This window comes from Candidatus Sphingomonas phytovorans (genome assembly GCA_029202385.1).
GTDB lineage: Bacteria > Pseudomonadota > Alphaproteobacteria > Sphingomonadales > Sphingomonadaceae > Sphingomonas > Sphingomonas phytovorans.
Window position 1 is genome coordinate 1,632,534 of the sequence record CP119314.1, and the last position, 18,254, is coordinate 1,650,787.

An 18,254-nucleotide genomic window follows, 5' to 3' on the forward strand; every position below is an offset into this window, starting at 1 on the left:
CGCATAGCCATGCGCATACAAGCTAGCGCCGCCACAGCTTGACGGTGATGAACGTCCCCTCGCCCGGTTCGGATATCAACTCGATCGTGCCGCCATGCGCCTCGACGAACTGCTTGGCGAGCGGCAGGCCAAGCCCGAGCGATCGCTCGCCTCCGCGGGTCACACCGGGTTCCGCGAACCGGTCGAACGCATGCGCCACGGCCTGCGGAGTCATGCCAGCGCCGTCGTCCGACACAACGATCCGCGCCGCGGCCGCGGTCCCGTCGACATGCAGCAGGATCCGCCCGCCCTCTTCCGCCCCGCTCACCGCATGGCGCAACAGATGCTCGACCACCTGCCGCAGCCGCTTGGCGTCCCCCTTCATGCCACCGGTCGAGGGCAATATCTCGACCGCGAAATCCAGCTTCTTACGCGCAGTGAGCGGCCGAATCGTCTCGGCCGCCTCGCGCGCCACCACGTCGAGATCGACCTCGAGCATTTCCAGCGCCGGCGTACGGCCCTCATTCTGGGTAAGATCGAGCACTTCGTCGACGAAGAAGCCAAGCCGCTCGACCGATTCCAGGATCGCCCCGACATAGCCGTGCGCATCCTTGCTCAGCTTGCCGGCATAGCCCTCGGCCAGCATCTCGGCGAAACCGCTGATCGAGGTGATCGGCGTGCGCAGTTCATAACTCATATTGGCGACGAACGCGGTCTTGATCCGGTCGGCCGCTTCGAGCGCCTCGTTGCGATCGCGCAGCGCGCGTTCGATCCGACGGCTGTCGGAAATGTCGAGCATCGTGAACAACCCGTTGCCGTCGGGCAGTGGCACCGCGGCCAGTTCGAAGAAGCGCCCGTCGGCGAATTCAAGCTCCCCGCCACGCTGCTGTCGCTCCACCGTCGCCGCGCGCACCAGATCGCCGATCAGCGATGCCCGCGCCGGCTTGGCAAGCTGCCGCGCGGCCGCATCGGCCAGCGTGTCGACGCCCGGATGGCCCGTCAGGAACGCCTCATCGAACCCCCACAGCGCGCGGAACTTGTTGTTCCACAGCTGCAGCCGCCCATCAGCCGCGAACACGCCCAGCGCCTCGTAGAGATTGTCGAACGTCGCCGTCCGCACCCGCAGCAACGTGTCGCGCGCGCTGGCGAGCTGGACCTGTTCGGTCCGATCCTCGAAGATCAGCAACAGCCCGCCATCCGGCAAGGGCTGCGCGACGACGCGAAGATGCACACCGCCCGGCAGATGCCATTGTTCCTCGATCGCGCCGCTCGCCTCGAGGAACCAGTCGCGCCGCTCCGCCTTCCAGCCCGGAAAGTCGCGCACCTCGGGCAAGCGGTTCGCCTCGCGCATCCGTTCGAGCACGCGATCGAACTCCGGCCGGTCGGCAAGCCATTCGCTCTTCATCGCGAACAGCCTGCGGAAAGGCTGGTTGCAGAAGGCGAGCGTCCGGTCCGGCGCGAACTGCACGACGCCGGCGGAGAGCCGGTCGAGCATCGCGCGCTGCGCATCGCCGAAGCGCTTGATGCCGCTGCGCGCCTGTTCCAGGTCTTCGATATCCACCGCGAAGCCGGCCACACCGCCGGTCGGCAACGGCACGTCATAGACGCGCAGCATCCGCCGCATGGTGCGGATCGTCGCCGGCATCGTCTGCATCTGCGGCTTGCCCGTGTCGCGCGCGATGACCGCGCTCGCCAGCGGCCCGCCGACGCCCGATCCCTCGACCAGTTCAACGCCGCGCCGGATCACGTCGGCGGCATCGGGTGCCTCGACCGCATCGACATAGGCGGAATTGACCATCGCCAGCCGCAGGTCGGGGCCGCGATACCACATCGGCAACGGCGCCGCCTCGATCAGGCCGGTCAGCGCATCGAATGCCGCCAGCGCTTCGGCCCCCTCCTCACCGAGCCGCGCGATCTCCGCCTCGCTCTCGGTTGCGTCGAAGACCCACAGGACGACACCGCCCGGCGCCTGCAGGTCGCGGGGTGCCCGTGCTCCCCTGATCATCAGCGCCCGGGATGATCCACGCGCGCGGATCGCCCGCGCGAACGGCCGCCCCGCCTTCTGCGCCGCGGCGACATCGGCCGCGATCGCGCGTGAGTCCTCGGCGGTCAGCCCGCCGTCGCGCCCGGCCAGATCATCGAGATACCGCGGCGGCGGCGATATCCCCAGCCAGTCGGCCAGGCGATCGGGCAGTTCAAGCCGGCCGTCAGCCCGCACGATCATCGCCAGTGCCGGGGCTGAACCGATCAGCGCTTCAAGCCGCGCATTGGCCGCCAGCGTTGCCGCGGCGTCACGACGCGCGCGAAGCCCGAGATACAGCAACCATGCCGTCGCGATGACGAACACTGCAAGAACGCATCCGGCAATTGCCGCAGCGCTGGCCGAAAGTCCGATCACCGCGCCATCCCGTCACTCATGCCCGATCCATAAGCCAGTCCTGCGCCTCGCGGGAAGCCTTAACGGCACCGGCCGCCGCGACGTTGGTCGCGACGGCCGGCTGGACATGGTTTTTCGATCAACGATCAGTAACGATAATGGTCCGGCTTGAACGGACCCTCAACCGGCACGCCGATATAGCTTGCCTGCTTCTCGGTCAGCTTGGACAGCTTCACGCCAAGCTTCTCCAGGTGAAGCGCCGCGACCTTCTCGTCGAGATGCTTCGGCAGGACATAGACGTCGTTCTTGTACTTCTCGCCGGCCGTCCACAGCTCGATCTGAGCGAGCGTCTGGTTGGTGAAGGACGACGACATCACGAAGGACGGGTGGCCGGTCGCGCAGCCCAGATTCACCAGGCGGCCCTTGGCGAGCACGATGATCTGCTTGCCGTCCGGGAATTTCACCAGGTCGGTGCCCGGCTTCACTTCGGTCCAGTCATAATTGCTCAGCGCGGCGATCTGGATCTCGCTGTCGAAGTGCCCGATGTTGCACACGATCGACATCGGCTTCATCGCCTTCATGTGATCGGCGGTGATGACGTCGGCATTGCCGGTCGCCGTCACGAAGATGTCGGAACGCGTCACCGCTTCCTCCATCGTCACGACCTCGAAGCCCTCCATCGCCGCCTGCAGCGCGCAGATCGGATCGACTTCGGTCACGAGAACGCGCGCGCCGCCGTTGCGGAGCGACTGGGCCGAGCCCTTGCCGACGTCACCGAAGCCGGCGACGGTCGCGACCTTGCCGGCCAGCATCACGTCGGTGGCACGACGGATCGCGTCGACCAGCGATTCCTTGCAGCCGTAGAGGTTGTCGAACTTCGACTTGGTCACGCTGTCGTTTACGTTGATCGCCGGGAACGGCAGTTCGCCCTTCTTGGCGATCTCGTACAGGCGGTGAACGCCAGTGGTCGTCTCTTCCGAAACGCCCTTCAGGTTCTTGACCGTCTCGGTCAGATAGCCCGGATACTTGGCGAGGAACGCCTTCAGCGCGCGCTGGAACTCGACTTCCTCTTCATTCTCCGGCTCGCCCAGGGTGTGGCCAGCCTCGATCTTGGCGCCCCACAGCGCGAACATGGTCGCGTCGCCGCCGTCATCGAGGATGATGTTGGCGGTGGTGCCGTCAGTGTCGGCGCCCCAGTTGAAGATGTCGCCGACATAGTCCCAATAATCGGCCAGGCTCTCGCCCTTCACGGCGAACACCGGCACGCCGGTCGCGGCGATCGCGGCGGCGGCATGGTCCTGGGTCGAGAAGATGTTGCAGGTCGCCCAGCGGACATCGGCGCCGAGCGCGGTCAGCGTCTCGATCAACACCGCGGTCTGGATCGTCATGTGCAGCGATCCGGTGATGCGCGCGCCCTTCAGCGGCTGCGACGCGCCGAACTCCTCGCGGAGCGACATGAGGCCGGGCATCTCGGTCTCGGCGATGTTGATTTCCTTGCGGCCGAAATCGGCGAGGCCGATGTCTGCGATGACATAGTCTTGAGCGCGGTCGGCGAGTGCGGTGGCCACGTAGTGTCTCCGGATAGGCGAATGGATGCGCGCCACATAGGGCCGGAGCGCCGCCAAATCAAATATAAAGATGTCTTTATATGTTGAGTCGCAATTGAGTCACGGCGCGCGCGATTGACCGCGGGATCAGGCCGTCCCGGTGCTGTTCGCCAAGAGGCGCGGGTCGATCCCCGCCTCGGCGAAGCCCAGCTCCCAGCGCATCGCCGCATCGGTATCGTAGAGCAGCTCGATATTTCCCGTCACGTTGAACCAGCCGTGTCGGGTCAGTTCTTCGTCGAGCTGCCCCTCGCCCCAGCCGGCATAGCCAAGCGCGACCAGCCACCGGCTCGGCCCGGATCCGTCCGCGATCGCCTTCAGCGCGTCGATCGTGCCCGACAGGGCCCAGCGCCCGGCGACGTCTATCGTGTCCAGGCCGCTCCAGTCGCCGGAATGCAGCACGAAGCCGCGGCGCTGTTCGACCGGCCCGCCCGAATGGACAGGCGCATTCGGCGCGACGCCCGGCTCGATGCCGAATTGCGCCAGCACCTCGTGCAGGCCGAGCCCGCGAATCGTCTGGCCAATCCCGATCCCGATCGCACCCTTAGGATCATGCGCACAGATGGCGATCACCGCGCGTTCGAAGCGCGGATCGCCGATGCCGGGCATCGCGAGCAGGAGCTGACCCGTAAGATTCGTCGCTTTGTCCATCAGCCGCATCATAACCCAGCCATCGGCGCTCGCCACGCTTGAAATCCGCCCCCGTCTGCACGAGGTAAGCGCAATCGCGGCTTCGCCGCGATCGATCAGGCCGCAGTCCGCGGCATCTACGACAACTAATGCGCGCCCCAGGCGGCTCCAGGAGGATTCCAACATGACCATCAGCGTCGGCGATCGGCTGCCCAGCACCACTCTCGTCAAGGCGACAGCCAGCGGCCCGGAGCAGATCAGCTCGGACGATTATTTCGCAGGCCGCAAGGTCGCGCTGTTCTCGGTACCCGGCGCCTTCACGCCGACCTGCTCGGCGAAGCACCTGCCCGGCTATCTCGACAAGGCCGAGGACCTGAAGGCCAAGGGCATCGACGAGATCGCCTGCACCGCCGTCAACGATCCGTTCGTGATGGGCGCCTGGAGCAAGGCGAACGACGCCGATGCGGTGACCATGCTCGCCGACGGCAACGGCACCTTTGCCGAAGCGGTCGGCCTGACCATGGACGGCTCCAAGTTCGGCCTCGGCAAGCGTGGTCAGCGTTACTCGATGGTCGTCAATGACGGCGTCGTCGAGCAGCTCAACGTCGAGGCGCCGGGTGAATTCAATGTCTCCTCGGCGGAGCACATGCTAAACGAACTCTGAGGTACGAGACTCGGGTCGCAACTCGGCGGGGCGCGGACGGGCAACGATCCGTCTCCCCGCCGGGAACTCGCGGTTTCTCCCCGGCGTTCCCCTGGCCAGCGATCGACCCCAGCCAACGACAGAGGAGGCATGCCATGACCGACGAAACCAGCACGCGCACCGCAGCTGAGGAGAAATCCTTCTTCGAACGCGCCCAGAACGCCATCGAATCCGCGGTCGAGTCGACCGTCGAGGCTGTAAAGGAACACCCTGCGGCGGCAGCCGCTATCGCGGCGGGCGCCACCGCCGCCGTCGCTGGTGCCGCCTATGGCATCAGCAAGCTGCGCGACGACGACTGATCCTGACATTTTCAGGCAGGGCGCCCCCGCGGCGCCCTGTTTCTTCTCCGCGATTGCGGCCGGTCTGCCGCTGACTTGCCAGAGTCATGCGCGTGCTTTAGCCACGGAGGATGACGACTGCTTCCGATATCGTCGCCCAGCTCGATACGCTCTACCGTGCATCGGTCGAGCGGCTGCAAGCGGCCCTTACCGCCTATCTCACTGACGGCGCTGTCCCCTCACCCGATGCGCGCCACGACGGCAGCTTCGCCTATCCCGAAATCCGGCTGCGCTATCACGGCGGCGAGGATCGCCCCACCCCGCTCCGCTCCTTCGGCCGCCTGGTCACGCCTGGCGAATATCGCATCAGCGTCACCAAGCCGGCGATCTTCGCCGACTATCTGACCGAGCAGCTTACCCTGCTGATCGAGGACTATGACGTCGTGGTCGAGGCAGTGCCCGGCCGGCAGGAGATACCCTTCCCCTACGTCCTCGACGCCGGCCACGCGATGAGCCTGGACGAGGTTTCGGCGCTCGATCTCGCGCGCCATTTCCCGGCCACGGAGCTCGCCTATATCGGCGACGAGATCGCCGACGGCCTCTACGTCGATGCGGACGGCACCCGCCCGCTCGCTCTGTTCGACGGACTGCGCACCGATTTCTCGCTCGCGCGTCTGCGACACTATACCGGCACCCCGCCGGAGCATGTCCAGCGCTACGTGCTGTTCACCAACTATCACCGTTATGTCGACGAATTCGTCCGCTGGGCCTGCGCGCAGCTCGGGCCCGACGAGAATGGGAAGCCGAGCCGCTTCACCGGTGTCTCGGGCGCGGGCGGCACGCTGATGCGCGCCGGCGACGATGTCGAGGCGATGCTGGCTGACAGCAGCGCCTGGCGCCGCCACCAGATGCCGGCCTATCATCTGATGGCTGACGATCGCACCGGCATCACCCTGGTCAATATCGGCGTCGGCCCGTCCAACGCGAAGACGATCACTGATCACCTCGCGGTCGTCCGGCCCGAGGCGTGGATGATGATCGGCCATTGCGGCGGCCTGCGCCCGAGCCAGCGCATCGGCGACTATGTGCTGGCCCATGCCTATCTGCGCGACGATCATGTGCTCGACGACGTCCTGCCGCCGGAAATCCCGGTCCCGGCCATCGCCGAAGTCCAGCTCGCGCTCGCCCGCGCCGCCGAAACGGTCTCCGGCCAGTCGGGGGAAGAACTGAAACGCCGCCTTCGCACCGGCACGATCGTCACGACCGACGATCGCAACTGGGAATTGCGCTATTCCCGGTCGGCGCTGCGCTTCTCGCTGTCGCGCGCGGTCGGCATCGACATGGAATCGGCCACCATCGCCGCGCAGGGCTATCGCTTCCGCGTACCCTACGGCACCCTGCTCTGCGTGTCCGACAAGCCGCTCCATGGCGAGCTCAAGCTGCCGGGCCAGGCCAATCGCTTCTACGAACGAGCGATCAGCGAGCATATGCGCATCGGCATCGAGGCATGCGAGGAACTACGGCGCGAAGGCGCCAAGCTTCATTCGCGCAAGCTGCGCGCCTTCAACGAGCCGCCCTTCCGGTAAACCGGGCGGGGCGCCGCCTATTCGGGTATGTGAGCACCGACGCGGAGGAAATCGCGCTTTGCAGGCCGGGATGGGCCGGATGTCGAACGGCCCGAGGAAACCCTGCGCGTTTCGTGCGTTACGGCTGCTCACTATTTCCTGAGGAGCATGTGATGGCCACCGCCGCAAAGAAGCCGACCGCCCCCCGCAAGCCCGCGGCCGCTCGCAAGCCTGCCGCGCGCAAGGCACCGGTACGCGCGAAGAACGGCACGTTCACCGGCAAGTCGACATCGCGCTGGGGTACCGCTGCGATCGTCGGCGGCGTCGCGGCGGTCGGCGCGGCCGCCACCGCCGCGCTCTACGCGTTCCGCGACAGGCTCCCGGTCGACTTCGACACGCTGCTGCACCGTGACGGCGCGCATCAGGCGGACGGCACGGATTCCTCGGCTTCGTTCGAGGCTGGGATCGCTGACGAAGGAACGATTCCTACCCGCACTCGCGCCTGAACCCTTCTTCCTCCGGGAGAAAATGGCCCGAAGCGCCGAATGAAGGCGACCAGGGTGAGGATGATTACAGCCATCACCCTCACCCTTCGGTCGCGACGCTCTTCCCTCTCACGCCGGGAGAGGGAAAAAGCCCATCAAATCACCAGCCCGTCGGCTTGCCCTTGTTCTGCTCGTCGAGCCATGCCTTGAGCGGCGCGAAATATTCGACCATCGCCTGGCCCGACATCTCGCGCGATCCGGTGAATGCTTCAAGCGCGTCCGGCCATGGCTTGGACTGGCCGAGCTTCAGCATCGCGTCGAGCTTCGCGCCGACTTCCTTGTTGCCATAGAAGGAACAGCGGTGGAGCGGCCCCTTCCAGCCGGATTGGTCGCACGCCGCCTTGTAGAACTGGAACTGCAGCACCCGCGCGAGGAAATAGCGGGTGTACGGGACGCTTGCCGGCACATGGTATTTCGCGCCCGGATCGAACTTCGTCTCGTCGCGCGCCACCGGCGGCACGATGCCCTGATACTGCAACCGCAAGGCGTTCCAGGACGCCTCATATCCTTCCGGCTTGATCGATCCGGAGAACACGCCCCAGCGCCATTTGTCGATCAGCAGGCCGAACGGCAGGAACGCCACCTTGTCCATCGCCTGCTTCAGCAACAGGCCGATATCCTTGTCGGCGCTCGGCACCTTCGCCTGATCGAGCAGGCCGATCTTGACGAGATAATCGGGCGTGATCGACAGCGCGACGAAATCGCCGATCGCCTCGTGGAAGCCGTCATTCGCACCGTTCAGGTAGAGAAAGGGCTGCTTGTTATAGGCGCGCTGGTAATAATTATGCCCAAGCTCGTGATGGATGGTGACGAAATCGTCGCCATTCACCTTGGTGCACATCTTGATGCGGATATCGTCCTTGTTGTCGATATCCCATGCCGACGCGTGGCAGATCACCTCGCGGTCGGCCGGCTTGGTGATCTGCGACCGCGCCCAGAAAGTCTCTGGCAGCGGCGCAAAGCCGAGCGAGGAATAGAATCCCTCGCCGGTCTTCACCATCTTCAGCGGGTCATAGCCCTTTTCCTTGAGCAACTCGCCCGTGTCGAAGCCGAGATCGCCGGCCCCCTTGGGCGCGACGAGATCATAGATGTTGCCCCATTCCTGCGCCCACATATTGCCAAGCAGGTCGGCGCGGATCGGCCCGGTCTTCGACTGGACGGCATCGCCATATTTCTCGTTGAGCTTCCAGCGGACATAGGTGTGGAGCGACTGGTAGAGCGGCTCCACCTGCTTCCACAGCGTGTCGGTCATCCCGGCGAAAGCCGCCGGATCCATGTCGTAGCCCGAACGCCACAGCGCGCCCGTATCCTTGTAGCCAAGCCCCTGAGCACCCTCGTTCGCAATCGAGACCATCCGCTCATAATCGCCGCGCATCGGCGCGCCGACATTGTCGTGCCAGCTGACCCACATCTCCTTGAGCTTGGCCGGGTCGCGCTCGGTGCCCATCGCGGCCTCGATGTCGCTGCCGTTGATCGGCTTGCCGTCGAGCGTTCCCCTGCCCTTGCCATAGCCAGACGACATGCGGGTCACCAGCGTCGACAGCGTGTCGGCCGCGCCGGCGCGTGTCGGCGCCGGAAGGGTGATCGCGTTGCGCAGCAGGTCGAGCTTGCGCCGCGTATCCGGAGAAAGGCTCGCGACCTTGTCGTATTTCGCTGCCTCAAGCGCGGCGTTGACCTGCAATTCGGTCTGCTGCGCGTTGGCGCGCGCAGCGATCGCGTCGGTATCGTCGGTGATATAGGTCGCGTTGACCCAGCCGACCTGGTTCGCCGTCACGGAGAAGTCGGCAAGCGCCTTCTCCGTCCGCTCGACAAAAGCATCGGCATCGGCCGCGGTGACTTTCGACTGGGCAGCGGCGGTTTTTTTCGGGCTCTGGGCGAGCGTCGGCGTCGCGGCGAGCGACAGGATCAGGGCAAGGGTCGAAATTCCGGAACGGATCATGCGGCGAGTCCTCGATATATCGGGTGATGCGGCAAATTGTGCCGCCCCCGCGTCGCGGTCAAGCGGCGAGGAAGTCGGCGATCTCCTGCCCGAGCTCGGGCTTTGTCACCGCGCTCATATGGCCACCCGGAGTCGTCCGCAAAATGGCATTGGGCAACACCGCCGCCAGTTCCGCCGCCGATCCATTGTCATTGTCCTCGTCGCCCGTCAGGACGAGCACCGGCTCCCCGATCGCCACGACATCGGCCTGATCAGTATTGACGAAGGTGTCGATGATCCTGAGCAGCGCGACCGGGTCGCCCTTGGTCGTCTTCAGGAACGCCTCGGCCAGCCAGGCCGGCGTGCCGCGTTCGTGCTTGTCGAGGTTGGTCAGGATATGCCGGAAATGGTCGCCGCGCCGCGCGGTGCCGACCAGGCCGGACAGACCCATTCCCGACAGCACGACCTTCCCGGGCGCCGCGCCCTTCATCAGCATCCGCACCGTGGTACGCGCGCCGAGCGAATAGCCGCCGAGATCATAGTCAGTGAGACCAAGATGCGCGATCAGCGCGAACTGGTCCTGCGCCAGCACATCCGGCGGATAGCTCGCCGCATCGTGCGGCTTCGCGCTCGATCCGTGCGCGCGCAGGTCGGGCATGATCACCCGGAAACCCCTGGTGGCGATCTTCTCCGCATGGCCGTAGCGGATCCAGTTGGTGAACGCGTCCGAGAAGAAGCCGTGGAGCAGCACGACCGGCCGCCCCTCTCCCATCTCCCGCCACGCGATCCGCGCGCCGTCGAAGCTTTCGAAATAGTCGGGCTCAATCGGGGAGTTTGCCAATGGCGTCCATCCAGCGTTGCACAAGGCGGTGGTTCTGGTCAGTCCGTTCGGCGGGCAGGCCGGTCGTGTCAAGCCACGCTTCGTGCCAACTCTCCGCGCCCGAATGCTGGGTCGGGCGAAAGCCGGACGGATCGTCGAAGCTGCCGACCGTCAGATCCAGATATTCGCTGTCATGCGCTTCATAGGTCAGCGGCGTCCCGCACGCGGCGCAGAAGCCGCGTACCGCGATCGGCGAAGAGGCGTAGCGCTCGGGCGCAGGTTCCCACGTCACGTCTGCCTTGCGCGCATATTTGAAGGCGATCGACACCCCGCCCGTGGCGCGCTGGCACATCCGGCAATGACAGAGATAGGCGTCGCGATCATCGATCAGGACCCGGTATCGAACCCGCCCGCACTGGCATCCACCGGTCATTGCCTCCCGCATTTCCCACCTCCTGGATGTTGCAATGCAAAATAATCACCCCGCTTGGGCTAGGATTATATGAGCATGCTTATTATATGCGCGCCCATGAGTGACTCGGTCGGCTTCATGATTAGCGATGTTTCGCGCCTGATGCGCCGCCGTTTCGATGAACGTGCGCGTCTTATCGGCGTAACTCGGACTCAGTGGCGAACGCTCACCACGCTCAAGCGGCATGAAGGGATCAACCAGGGCGGCCTGGCCGATCTGCTCGAAGTCGAGCCGATCACGCTCTGCCGCATGATCGACCGCCTTGAGGAAGCCAGTCTGGTAGAGCGCCGCCGCGATCCGGCCGATCGCCGCGCCTGGCAGATCTTCCTGACGCCCAAGGCGCTGCCCATCCTGGAGCAGCTCCGCGGCCTCGCCGAGGCCATGGTCGACAACGCGCTCTATGGTCTGGACGAAGCGCAGCGCAACCAGCTGATGGCCTCGCTCAACACCATCCGCACCAATCTCACCACCCCTACCGAAAGCGACGAGGCCAACCATGGCTGATGCAGACCCCAAGATCGACCGCAAGGTCGAGACGATCGCCATCAATCCGATCGAGGAGGTTATCGCGCCGCCCGCGAAGAAGCGCTCCTGGGGCCGTATCGTCCTGATGCTCAGCGTGCCCCTGCTGCTGGTCGCGCTGGGTGGTTATTTCTGGCTGACCTCGGGCCGCTATGTCTCGACCGACAATGCTTATGTCCAGCAGGATATGGTTTCGGTCAGTCCCGACGTCACCGGCCGTATCGTCGCGGTCAATGTCCGCGAGAACCAGCGGATCAAGGCTGGCGATGTCCTGTTCCGCATCGATCCCGAGCCCTTCCGCATCGCCCTGGCCCAGGCCGACGCGGCGCTCGCCGCCGCGCGCGTTCAGGTCGACACGCTGGCGACCGACACCGGCAGCGCCAATGCCGACATCCAGAGCGCCAATGCCGATATCAAGCTCGCCCAGGCGACCTATGACCGGCAGGCAGCGCTGATGAAGCAGGGCTTCACCACCCGCGCCAGCTTCGACGCAGCCGCGCAGCAGGTGTCCGCGGCCAGGGCCCGCCTCGCCACGGCGGAGGCGAGCGCCGCCAAGGCGCGCAACCAGGTCGGCAGCGGCGGCGGCGCCTCGGGTCTTCCCGCCGCGATCCAGGCGGCGATGGCGCAACGCGCCAAGGCAGCGCTGGAGCTGTCGCGCACCACCGTCTACGCGCCGGAGGACGGCGTGGTCAGCCAGACGAGCCGTCTCCAGGTCGGCAATATCATGCCGAGCGGCGTGCCAGTGCTGAGCCTCGTCGCAAGCCATGCCGCATGGGTCGAGGCGAACTTCAAGGAGACCGATCTCAACCATATGGCTGTCGGCCAGTGTACGGAGATCACGCTCGACGCCTATCCGGGCCTCAAGGTGAAGGGCCATGTCGCCAGCATCGGCGCCGGCACCGGCTCCGAATTCTCGGTCCTGCCGGCGCAGAACGCCAACGGCAACTGGGTGAAGGTCACGCAGCGCGTGCCCGTCCGCATCGCGATCGACGGCACGCCCGCGCGCCCGATGATCGCTGGCCTCAGCACCAACATCTCGATCGACACGAAGAATCGTTGTGCCTGATCCGGTTCCCGGCCAGGCGTCGCTGCCGGTCAAGAACCGGGGCCTGCTGACCATCGGCATCATGGGGGCGATGATCATGCAGATCCTCGACACCACCATTGCCAACGTCGCGCTGCCACACATGCAGACCAGCCTCGGCGCGACGATGGACACGGTCACCTGGGTGCTGACCAGCTATATCGTTGCCTCGGCGATCGCGATCCCGGCGACCGGCTGGCTCGCCGACCGGTTCGGCTCGCGCAATCTCTTCCTGTTCGCGGTGGGCGGCTTCATCATCGCGTCGATGCTCTGCGGCACCGCCGTCAGCCTGGAGGAGATGGTCGCTTTCCGTATCTTCCAGGGCGTGACCGCTGCCTTTATCGGCCCGTTGTCACAAACCGCGATGCTCGACATCAACCGTCCGGAAGACGCCGCCAAGGCCATGTCGGTCTGGGGCATGGGCGTGATGGTGGGGCCGATCATGGGCCCGGTGATCGGCGGCTGGCTGACCGAAAGCTACAACTGGCGCTGGGTATTCTACGTCAACGTGCCGGTCGGCGCCCTCACCTTTGCCATCCTGTGGTTCCTGCTGCCCTCCCGGCCGAGGCGCACGCGGTCCTTCGACCTCACCGGCTTCGCGATGATCTCCATCGCGGTCGCCAGCTTCCAGCTCATGCTGGACCGCGGCCAGCAGGAAGACTGGTTCTCGAGCTGGGAGATCATCATCGAGGCGATGATCGCCGCGGCGGCGCTGTGGATGGGCGTCGTCCATCTCGCGACCGCGGAGAAGCCGCTGTTCGAACGCGTCCTGTTCACCAACCGCAACCTGGTGATGGGCATGATCTTCATGATCGTGATCGGCATCTCGACCATGGCGCCCATGGCCCTGCTGCCGCCGATGCTTCAGCAATTGTTCGGCTATCCGGTGGTCGATACCGGACTGATGATGGCGCCGCGCGGCGTTGGCGTGCTCATGACCATGTGGTTCGCCGGGCGGATGATGGGCAAGATCGACACCCGAATCCTGATCACCGTCGGGCTGATCATCTTCGCTTTCTCGCTCCGCCAGATGGCGGCCTGGACGCTGGAGATGGATTTCTGGCCGGTGATCACCAGCGGCTTCGTGCAGGGGCTCGGCATGGGCCTGGTGTTCATGCCGCTGAACTCGCTCGCCTTCGCGACGCTCAGCCATCATTATCGTACTGACGGCGCCAGCTTGCTCAACCTGATGCGCAGCATCGGCCAGTCGGCCGGCATCTCGATGGTCACGGTGCTGCTGGCGCGCAACATCCAGACCAGCCATGCCGATCTCGCCAGCCATGTGACCTCGCAGACGATCCCGGCGATCGATCTCAGCTCGATCGACCGGTTCGGCTCCCTGTCGGACAGCGTGTTCGGCTTCGCCGACGGCATGATCAACAAGCAGGCCGCGATGATCGCCTATATCGACGATTTCTACCTGATGGCGTGGATCTCGATCCTCGTCGTGCCGCTGGTGCTGCTGCTCAGGAAACCCAAGGGCAAGGTCGAAGCCGTCGTCGCTGAATAGCTCAGCGCATCAGGATCGCGGCGAACTCGGCCGGCGGCGCATTCTCGCCGAAGACCGGGATTCCCTCGGGCAGGACCAGCCAGGGCTGTTTGCGGCTGGTCCAGATATGCAGCCGTGGCTCGATCATATGGCTCGCGTCGAGCGTCCCGGCCCGCACCACGGCGATGCCGGGCCGCGCGCTATTGGTGTTCCACAGGCGCGTATGACAGGTTCCGCAGAGACGCTGGTGCGATTGCGATCCGCTCGGGCTGGTGAAGCGATAGTCTACGATCGGCCCGCTCGCGGCGATCGAATCCTCGCGCACCACGCCCTGCTCGGTGAAGGCGCTGCCCGACCAGGTCTGGCAATCGAGGCAGTGGCAGCAATAGACCGGGGGCAGTTGCTCCATGGCGAGCGTGTACCGACACGCGCCACAGCGGCAGCCGCCCTCGATCATTGCCTCACGCCGCCTTTTGCAGGTGCCGCCGTCCGAGCAGTTCGGCGATCTGCACCGCGTTCAGCGCCGCGCCCTTCCGCAGATTGTCGGAAACGCACCACAGCGCCAGGCCGTTCTCTACCGTCGGGTCCTCGCGGACTCGGCTGATATAGGTCGCATATTCGCCGACGCACTCGATCGGCGTGACGTATCCGCCGTCCTCGCGCTTGTCGACGAGCATCACGCCCGGCGCCTCGCGCAGGATCTTCTGCGCCTGCTCGGCCGAGATTTCGTCCTCGAACTCGATGTTGATCGCCTCGCTATGCCCGACAAAGACGGGGACGCGAACGCAGGTGGCGTGGACCTTGATCTTCGGATCGAGGATCTTCTTGGTCTCGACCACCATCTTCCACTCTTCCTTGGTCGATCCGTCGTCCAGGAAGCTGTCGATGTGCGGGATCACGTTGAAGGCGATCTGCTTGGTGAATTTCTTCGGCTCCGCCGGATCGCCGACGAAGATGTTGCGGCTCTGCTCGAACAGCTCGTCCATGCCCGCCTTGCCCGCGCCGGACACCGACTGATAGGTCGCGACGACGACACGCTTGATCCGCGCCACGTCGTGCAGCGGCTTCAGCGCGACGACCATCTGGGCGGTCGAGCAGTTCGGGTTCGCGATGATGTTCTTCTTGGTGTACTCGTTGATCGCCTCGGGGTTCACCTCCGGCACGATCAGCGGGACGTCCGGGTCCATGCGGTAGAGCGACGAATTGTCGATCACGGTGCAGCCGGCCGCGGCGAAGCGGGGCGCATGAATCTTGGTCGCTTCGGATCCGATCGCGAACAGCGCCATGTCCCAGCCGGTGGGATCGAAATGCTCGATGTTTTGAATCTTCAGCTGTTTACCGGTTTCGCCATAGTCGACCATATCGCCCTGCGACCGCGACGATGCGACGACGGCGATCTCGTCCGCCGGAAACTCGCGCTCCGCCAGGATGTTGAGCATCTCGCGTCCGACATTCCCCGTCGCGCCTGCGACTACTACCCGGTACCCCATATCCATCTTTCCATAAATTGCGCCCATGCGGCGGGCATCGCCATTTAGGCGCAGCGATGGCGAATGGAAGCGAGTTTTTGTGTCCCCGGCACGAGCCACTCTTGCCCGTCAGGAGATTTCCCTCCCGTTCGGCCATCAACATCGGCAAGCAATCGTCGCGGAAACATCATTACGCCACCGACATCAATCCAATGCCCGTCCACATTCTATAGGATACAACCCATTTACGCGATCGCAGCGAAAATGGTTCGGACTCCCCTTGCAATAAAATTCCGGCCGCCAATTAATGCCGCCAGTCGAATAGCCTTGATGACAGCGGTCGCGGGATGCTCAAGCTCTCCGTGCCTTTGGCGAATAATCGCTGTCGTCCTCGTTGGCCGGGGCGGGGATTCTCCCTTGGACCCTCCCCGGTCAACGCAGCCCTTCGCTTATTTTCCCAATTTCTCATCGAGGAAATCGAAGATCGTCGTCCAGACATGGACGCTCTTGCCCGCGCTGTGAGTCTTGCCGGGATAGAACATCATTTCGAACGGCACATTCTCCGCCTGCATCTTCGCGGCGAACGCGGTCGAATTGTCGAGCACGACATTGTCGTCGGCCATGCCGTGGATCAGCAGCAACGGGTCCCTGATCTTCGCCGCGTCGTCGATCGCATCGGATCTGGCATAGGCCGCCGCGTCCTTCTTCGGGTCGCCCATGTAGCGCTCGGTATAATGGGTGTCGTACAATTCCCACTTGGTCACCGGCGCGCCGGAGATGCCGGCCGCATAGACACCCGGATTCGCCTCCAGCATCTTCAACGTCATATAGCCACCATAGGACCAGCCATAGATCGCGACCTTCGCCGGATCGACGAAAGGCTGGGCCTTGATCCATGTTGCCGCGGTCAGTTGATCCTCGACCTCGACGCCGCCCATCGCGCGATAGATATGGTCCTCGAACGCCTTGCCACGATGGGTCGAGCCGCGATTGTCGATCCGGAAATAGATATAGCCGCGCGACACGACATATTGCGCCAGCGGATTCTGCCAGGCGCGCGTGACCTGCTGGCTGCTCGGGCCGCCATAATGTTCGAAGAACACCGGATATTTCCTGCCTGGCTCAAGCGCCGGCGTGATCATCTCGTACCACAAAGTCGTGCCGTCAGCCGCCTTGAAGCTGCCGAAGGTCTTGGCCTGGTGATTGCCGAGATAGGGGTAATAGGGGTGTCCCGGCACGACGGCATTCTCATTGACCCAGGCGATCCGCTTGCCGCTCGTATCGGCCAGATAAGTCTGCGGCGGCTGGGTCGGGCTTGAGCGCGTGACGATGATCCGGCTCGCCGCCTTGTCCATCTTCCCCATGTTCCACCAGCCCGGCTCGGTCAGCCGGGTGATGACGTTCGGCCGCGCGATATCGACTGAATAAAGATGCTGTTCGAGCGCACCGTCCTTGTTGCCGGTGAAGAAGATCCGGCCCTTCGCCTCGTCCACCCCGTTCAGGTCCTCGACGGCCCACTCCCCTTTGGTGAGCTGAGTCCATTTGCCGTCGGCAAAGCGATAGAGATGGCCATAGCCATCGCGTTCCGACCGCCAGATCAGGCTGCCATCCCGCATCGGCCGGTATGCATCGGACAGGTTGATCCAGCTCCGCTCGCCCGATTTCTCGGTGAAGAGCACGCTGCTCCTGCCCGTCGCGGGGTCGACCTTGAGCATGTCCAGGCTTTTCTGATCGCGGCTCTCGCGCTGGACCAGCAAGGTCTTGCCATCGGGCGTCCAGTCGACGCGGGCGAGATAGATGTCGGGGTTGCTGCCCAGGTCCACCTTCACCTGGCCGGTGCCGTCGGCGTTCATCACATACAGCTCGGCCAGCACGTTCGGCGTGCCGGCGGCGGGATAGCGCTGATTGTACACCTTGGTGCCGTCGGCACCGATCGCCGCGCGCGTGACGATGCCCACCGGTGCCTCGTCGAACCGCTCGACCGCGATGCGCGCGTCGCTCGGCGACCACCAATAACCGGTGGTGCGGTGCATTTCCTCCTGAGCGACGAACTCGGCCTCGCCCCAATGGACGGTGCCGGCACCCGTCGTCGTGACCTGCCTTGCCTCGCCATTGCCGCCCAGAGGCTGGACGTACAGATTCTGGTCGCGCACGAAACTCACGAAGCCGCCCTTCGGGCTGACCACCGGGTTCAGCACGCCATCGGGGCTGTTGGTCAGCCGCGAGACCTGGCCGTCAAGCGTCGCCAGATACAAGTCGCCGTCCAGCGGCACCAGGATCGACTTGCCGTCCGGCGCCCAGCCATAACTCACGATGCCTTTCGAACCGCCGATACGCGCACGCTCGCGCTGCATCTTCTCGGCCTCCGACAGCTCGGCGCCGCTACCGACTTTCCGTGAATCGACCAGCATCCGCTCCTTGCCGGTCCTGGTGTCGAGCGCCCACAGATCGAGCCGGTCCTTCTCGTCGGGCCTCGGCCTGAGCGAGGTGAGCAACGTCCCGTCAGGCGACAGCTTCAGCACGCGCGGCTGCGCGCCGGCGAGGTCCGGGCTGGAGAACAGGCGATCGAGGGTAAGTTTCTTCGCCGCCGTATCGGCACTCACTGCCGCGACCGGCGCCATGCCCGGCTCAGCGGCCATGACAGGTGTCACCAGTGCGGCGAGCATCACGCCCGCCAGCAGCCAGGTTCTCGGCATCGTCCATCTCCAGTCCCGCTACGCTAAAGCCCGGCAAATGCGGGCGAATACCCTCGCTTATTGCGGGGTAGGGCAATGGTAAAGGGATGAGCGAGCAGCGCAG

General features: G+C 64.8%; 16 protein-coding genes. 7 read left to right on the plus strand and 9 right to left on the minus strand.

Features of this window, described 5'->3' with window-relative positions; translation table 11 throughout:
- Positions 1–22 precede the first annotated feature (22 nt).
- The 3 genes from P0Y59_07420 to P0Y59_07430 all read right to left on the minus strand — a co-directional run bounded on the left by P0Y59_07420 (position 23) and on the right by P0Y59_07430 (position 4,611).
- Positions 23–2,377, minus strand: a complete 2,355-nt coding sequence (locus tag P0Y59_07420; protein ID WEK01498.1) for a PAS-domain containing protein — start codon at positions 2,375–2,377, stop codon at positions 23–25.
- A 125-nt stretch (positions 2,378–2,502) separates the two neighbouring features.
- The gene (ahcY, locus tag P0Y59_07425) at positions 2,503–3,924 is read right to left on the minus strand and encodes an adenosylhomocysteinase (protein ID WEK01499.1); all 1,422 of its coding nucleotides are present in this window, start codon (positions 3,922–3,924) and stop codon (positions 2,503–2,505) included.
- Between the two features lie 126 nt (positions 3,925–4,050).
- Entirely contained in the window at positions 4,051–4,611 is a 561-nt protein-coding gene (locus P0Y59_07430; protein WEK01500.1) for a YqgE/AlgH family protein, read from the minus strand.
- 163 nt (positions 4,612–4,774) lie between these two features.
- On the opposite strand from P0Y59_07430, the gene P0Y59_07435 reads away from it, so the two are divergent.
- From P0Y59_07435 to P0Y59_07450, 4 genes are all read left to right on the plus strand, one after another.
- On the plus strand, positions 4,775–5,254 hold the full coding sequence (locus tag P0Y59_07435) for a peroxiredoxin (GenBank protein WEK01501.1): 480 nt from the start codon (positions 4,775–4,777) through the stop codon (positions 5,252–5,254).
- Positions 5,255–5,388: 134 nt separating this feature from the next.
- Positions 5,389–5,592: a hypothetical protein gene (locus P0Y59_07440; protein WEK01502.1), complete on the plus strand. Its 204-nt coding sequence runs from the start codon at positions 5,389–5,391 to the stop codon at positions 5,590–5,592.
- A gap of 110 nt (positions 5,593–5,702) precedes the next feature.
- Positions 5,703–7,157, plus strand: a complete 1,455-nt coding sequence (locus tag P0Y59_07445; protein WEK01503.1) for an AMP nucleosidase — start codon at positions 5,703–5,705, stop codon at positions 7,155–7,157.
- Positions 7,158–7,309: 152 nt separating this feature from the next.
- The gene (locus P0Y59_07450) at positions 7,310–7,642 is read left to right on the plus strand and encodes a hypothetical protein (protein WEK01504.1); all 333 of its coding nucleotides are present in this window, start codon (positions 7,310–7,312) and stop codon (positions 7,640–7,642) included.
- Between the two features lie 139 nt (positions 7,643–7,781).
- Here the strand turns inward: P0Y59_07450 and P0Y59_07455 are convergent, their stop codons facing one another.
- Genes P0Y59_07455 through P0Y59_07465 form a run of 3 tightly spaced genes read right to left on the minus strand, consistent with a single transcriptional unit; the run spans position 7,782 to position 10,864 of the window.
- Entirely contained in the window at positions 7,782–9,620 is a 1,839-nt protein-coding gene (locus P0Y59_07455) for a M2 family metallopeptidase (GenBank protein ID WEK01505.1), read from the minus strand.
- A 58-nt stretch (positions 9,621–9,678) separates the two neighbouring features.
- A complete protein-coding gene (locus P0Y59_07460; protein WEK01506.1) occupies positions 9,679–10,440 on the minus strand; it encodes an alpha/beta fold hydrolase in 762 nt (253 codons plus the stop codon).
- Entirely contained in the window at positions 10,421–10,864 is a 444-nt protein-coding gene (locus P0Y59_07465; GenBank protein ID WEK01507.1) for a GFA family protein, read from the minus strand. Before P0Y59_07465 ends, P0Y59_07460 begins: the two co-directional genes overlap by 20 nt.
- Positions 10,865–10,948: 84 nt before the next feature.
- Here P0Y59_07465 and P0Y59_07470 point away from each other — a divergent pair, with 84 nt between their 5' ends.
- The 3 genes from P0Y59_07470 to P0Y59_07480 are packed head-to-tail and all read left to right on the plus strand — an operon-like array spanning position 10,949 to position 14,007.
- Positions 10,949–11,395, plus strand: coding sequence for a MarR family transcriptional regulator (locus tag P0Y59_07470; protein ID WEK01508.1), 447 nt, complete (start codon positions 10,949–10,951; stop codon positions 11,393–11,395).
- Complete coding sequence (locus tag P0Y59_07475; GenBank protein WEK01509.1) at positions 11,388–12,479, plus strand: HlyD family secretion protein; 1,092 nt, start codon at positions 11,388–11,390, stop codon at positions 12,477–12,479. The genes P0Y59_07470 and P0Y59_07475 overlap by 8 nt, the downstream gene beginning before the upstream one ends.
- Positions 12,472–14,007, plus strand: a complete 1,536-nt coding sequence (locus tag P0Y59_07480) for a DHA2 family efflux MFS transporter permease subunit (protein WEK01510.1) — start codon at positions 12,472–12,474, stop codon at positions 14,005–14,007. The genes P0Y59_07475 and P0Y59_07480 overlap by 8 nt, the downstream gene beginning before the upstream one ends.
- A 1-nt stretch (position 14,008) precedes the next feature.
- Here the strand turns inward: P0Y59_07480 and P0Y59_07485 are convergent, their stop codons facing one another.
- The 3 genes from P0Y59_07485 to P0Y59_07495 form a co-directional block, all read right to left on the minus strand.
- Positions 14,009–14,395 carry a GFA family protein gene (locus tag P0Y59_07485; GenBank protein ID WEK01511.1) on the minus strand — a complete coding sequence of 129 codons (387 nt, stop codon included), beginning with the start codon at positions 14,393–14,395 and terminating at the stop codon, positions 14,009–14,011.
- Positions 14,396–14,447: 52 nt separating this feature from the next.
- Positions 14,448–15,476: an aspartate-semialdehyde dehydrogenase gene (locus P0Y59_07490; protein WEK02528.1), complete on the minus strand. Its 1,029-nt coding sequence runs from the start codon at positions 15,474–15,476 to the stop codon at positions 14,448–14,450.
- A gap of 428 nt (positions 15,477–15,904) precedes the next feature.
- Positions 15,905–18,151, minus strand: coding sequence for a DPP IV N-terminal domain-containing protein (locus P0Y59_07495; GenBank protein ID WEK01512.1), 2,247 nt, complete (start codon positions 18,149–18,151; stop codon positions 15,905–15,907).
- Between the last annotated feature and the right edge of the window lie 103 nt (positions 18,152–18,254).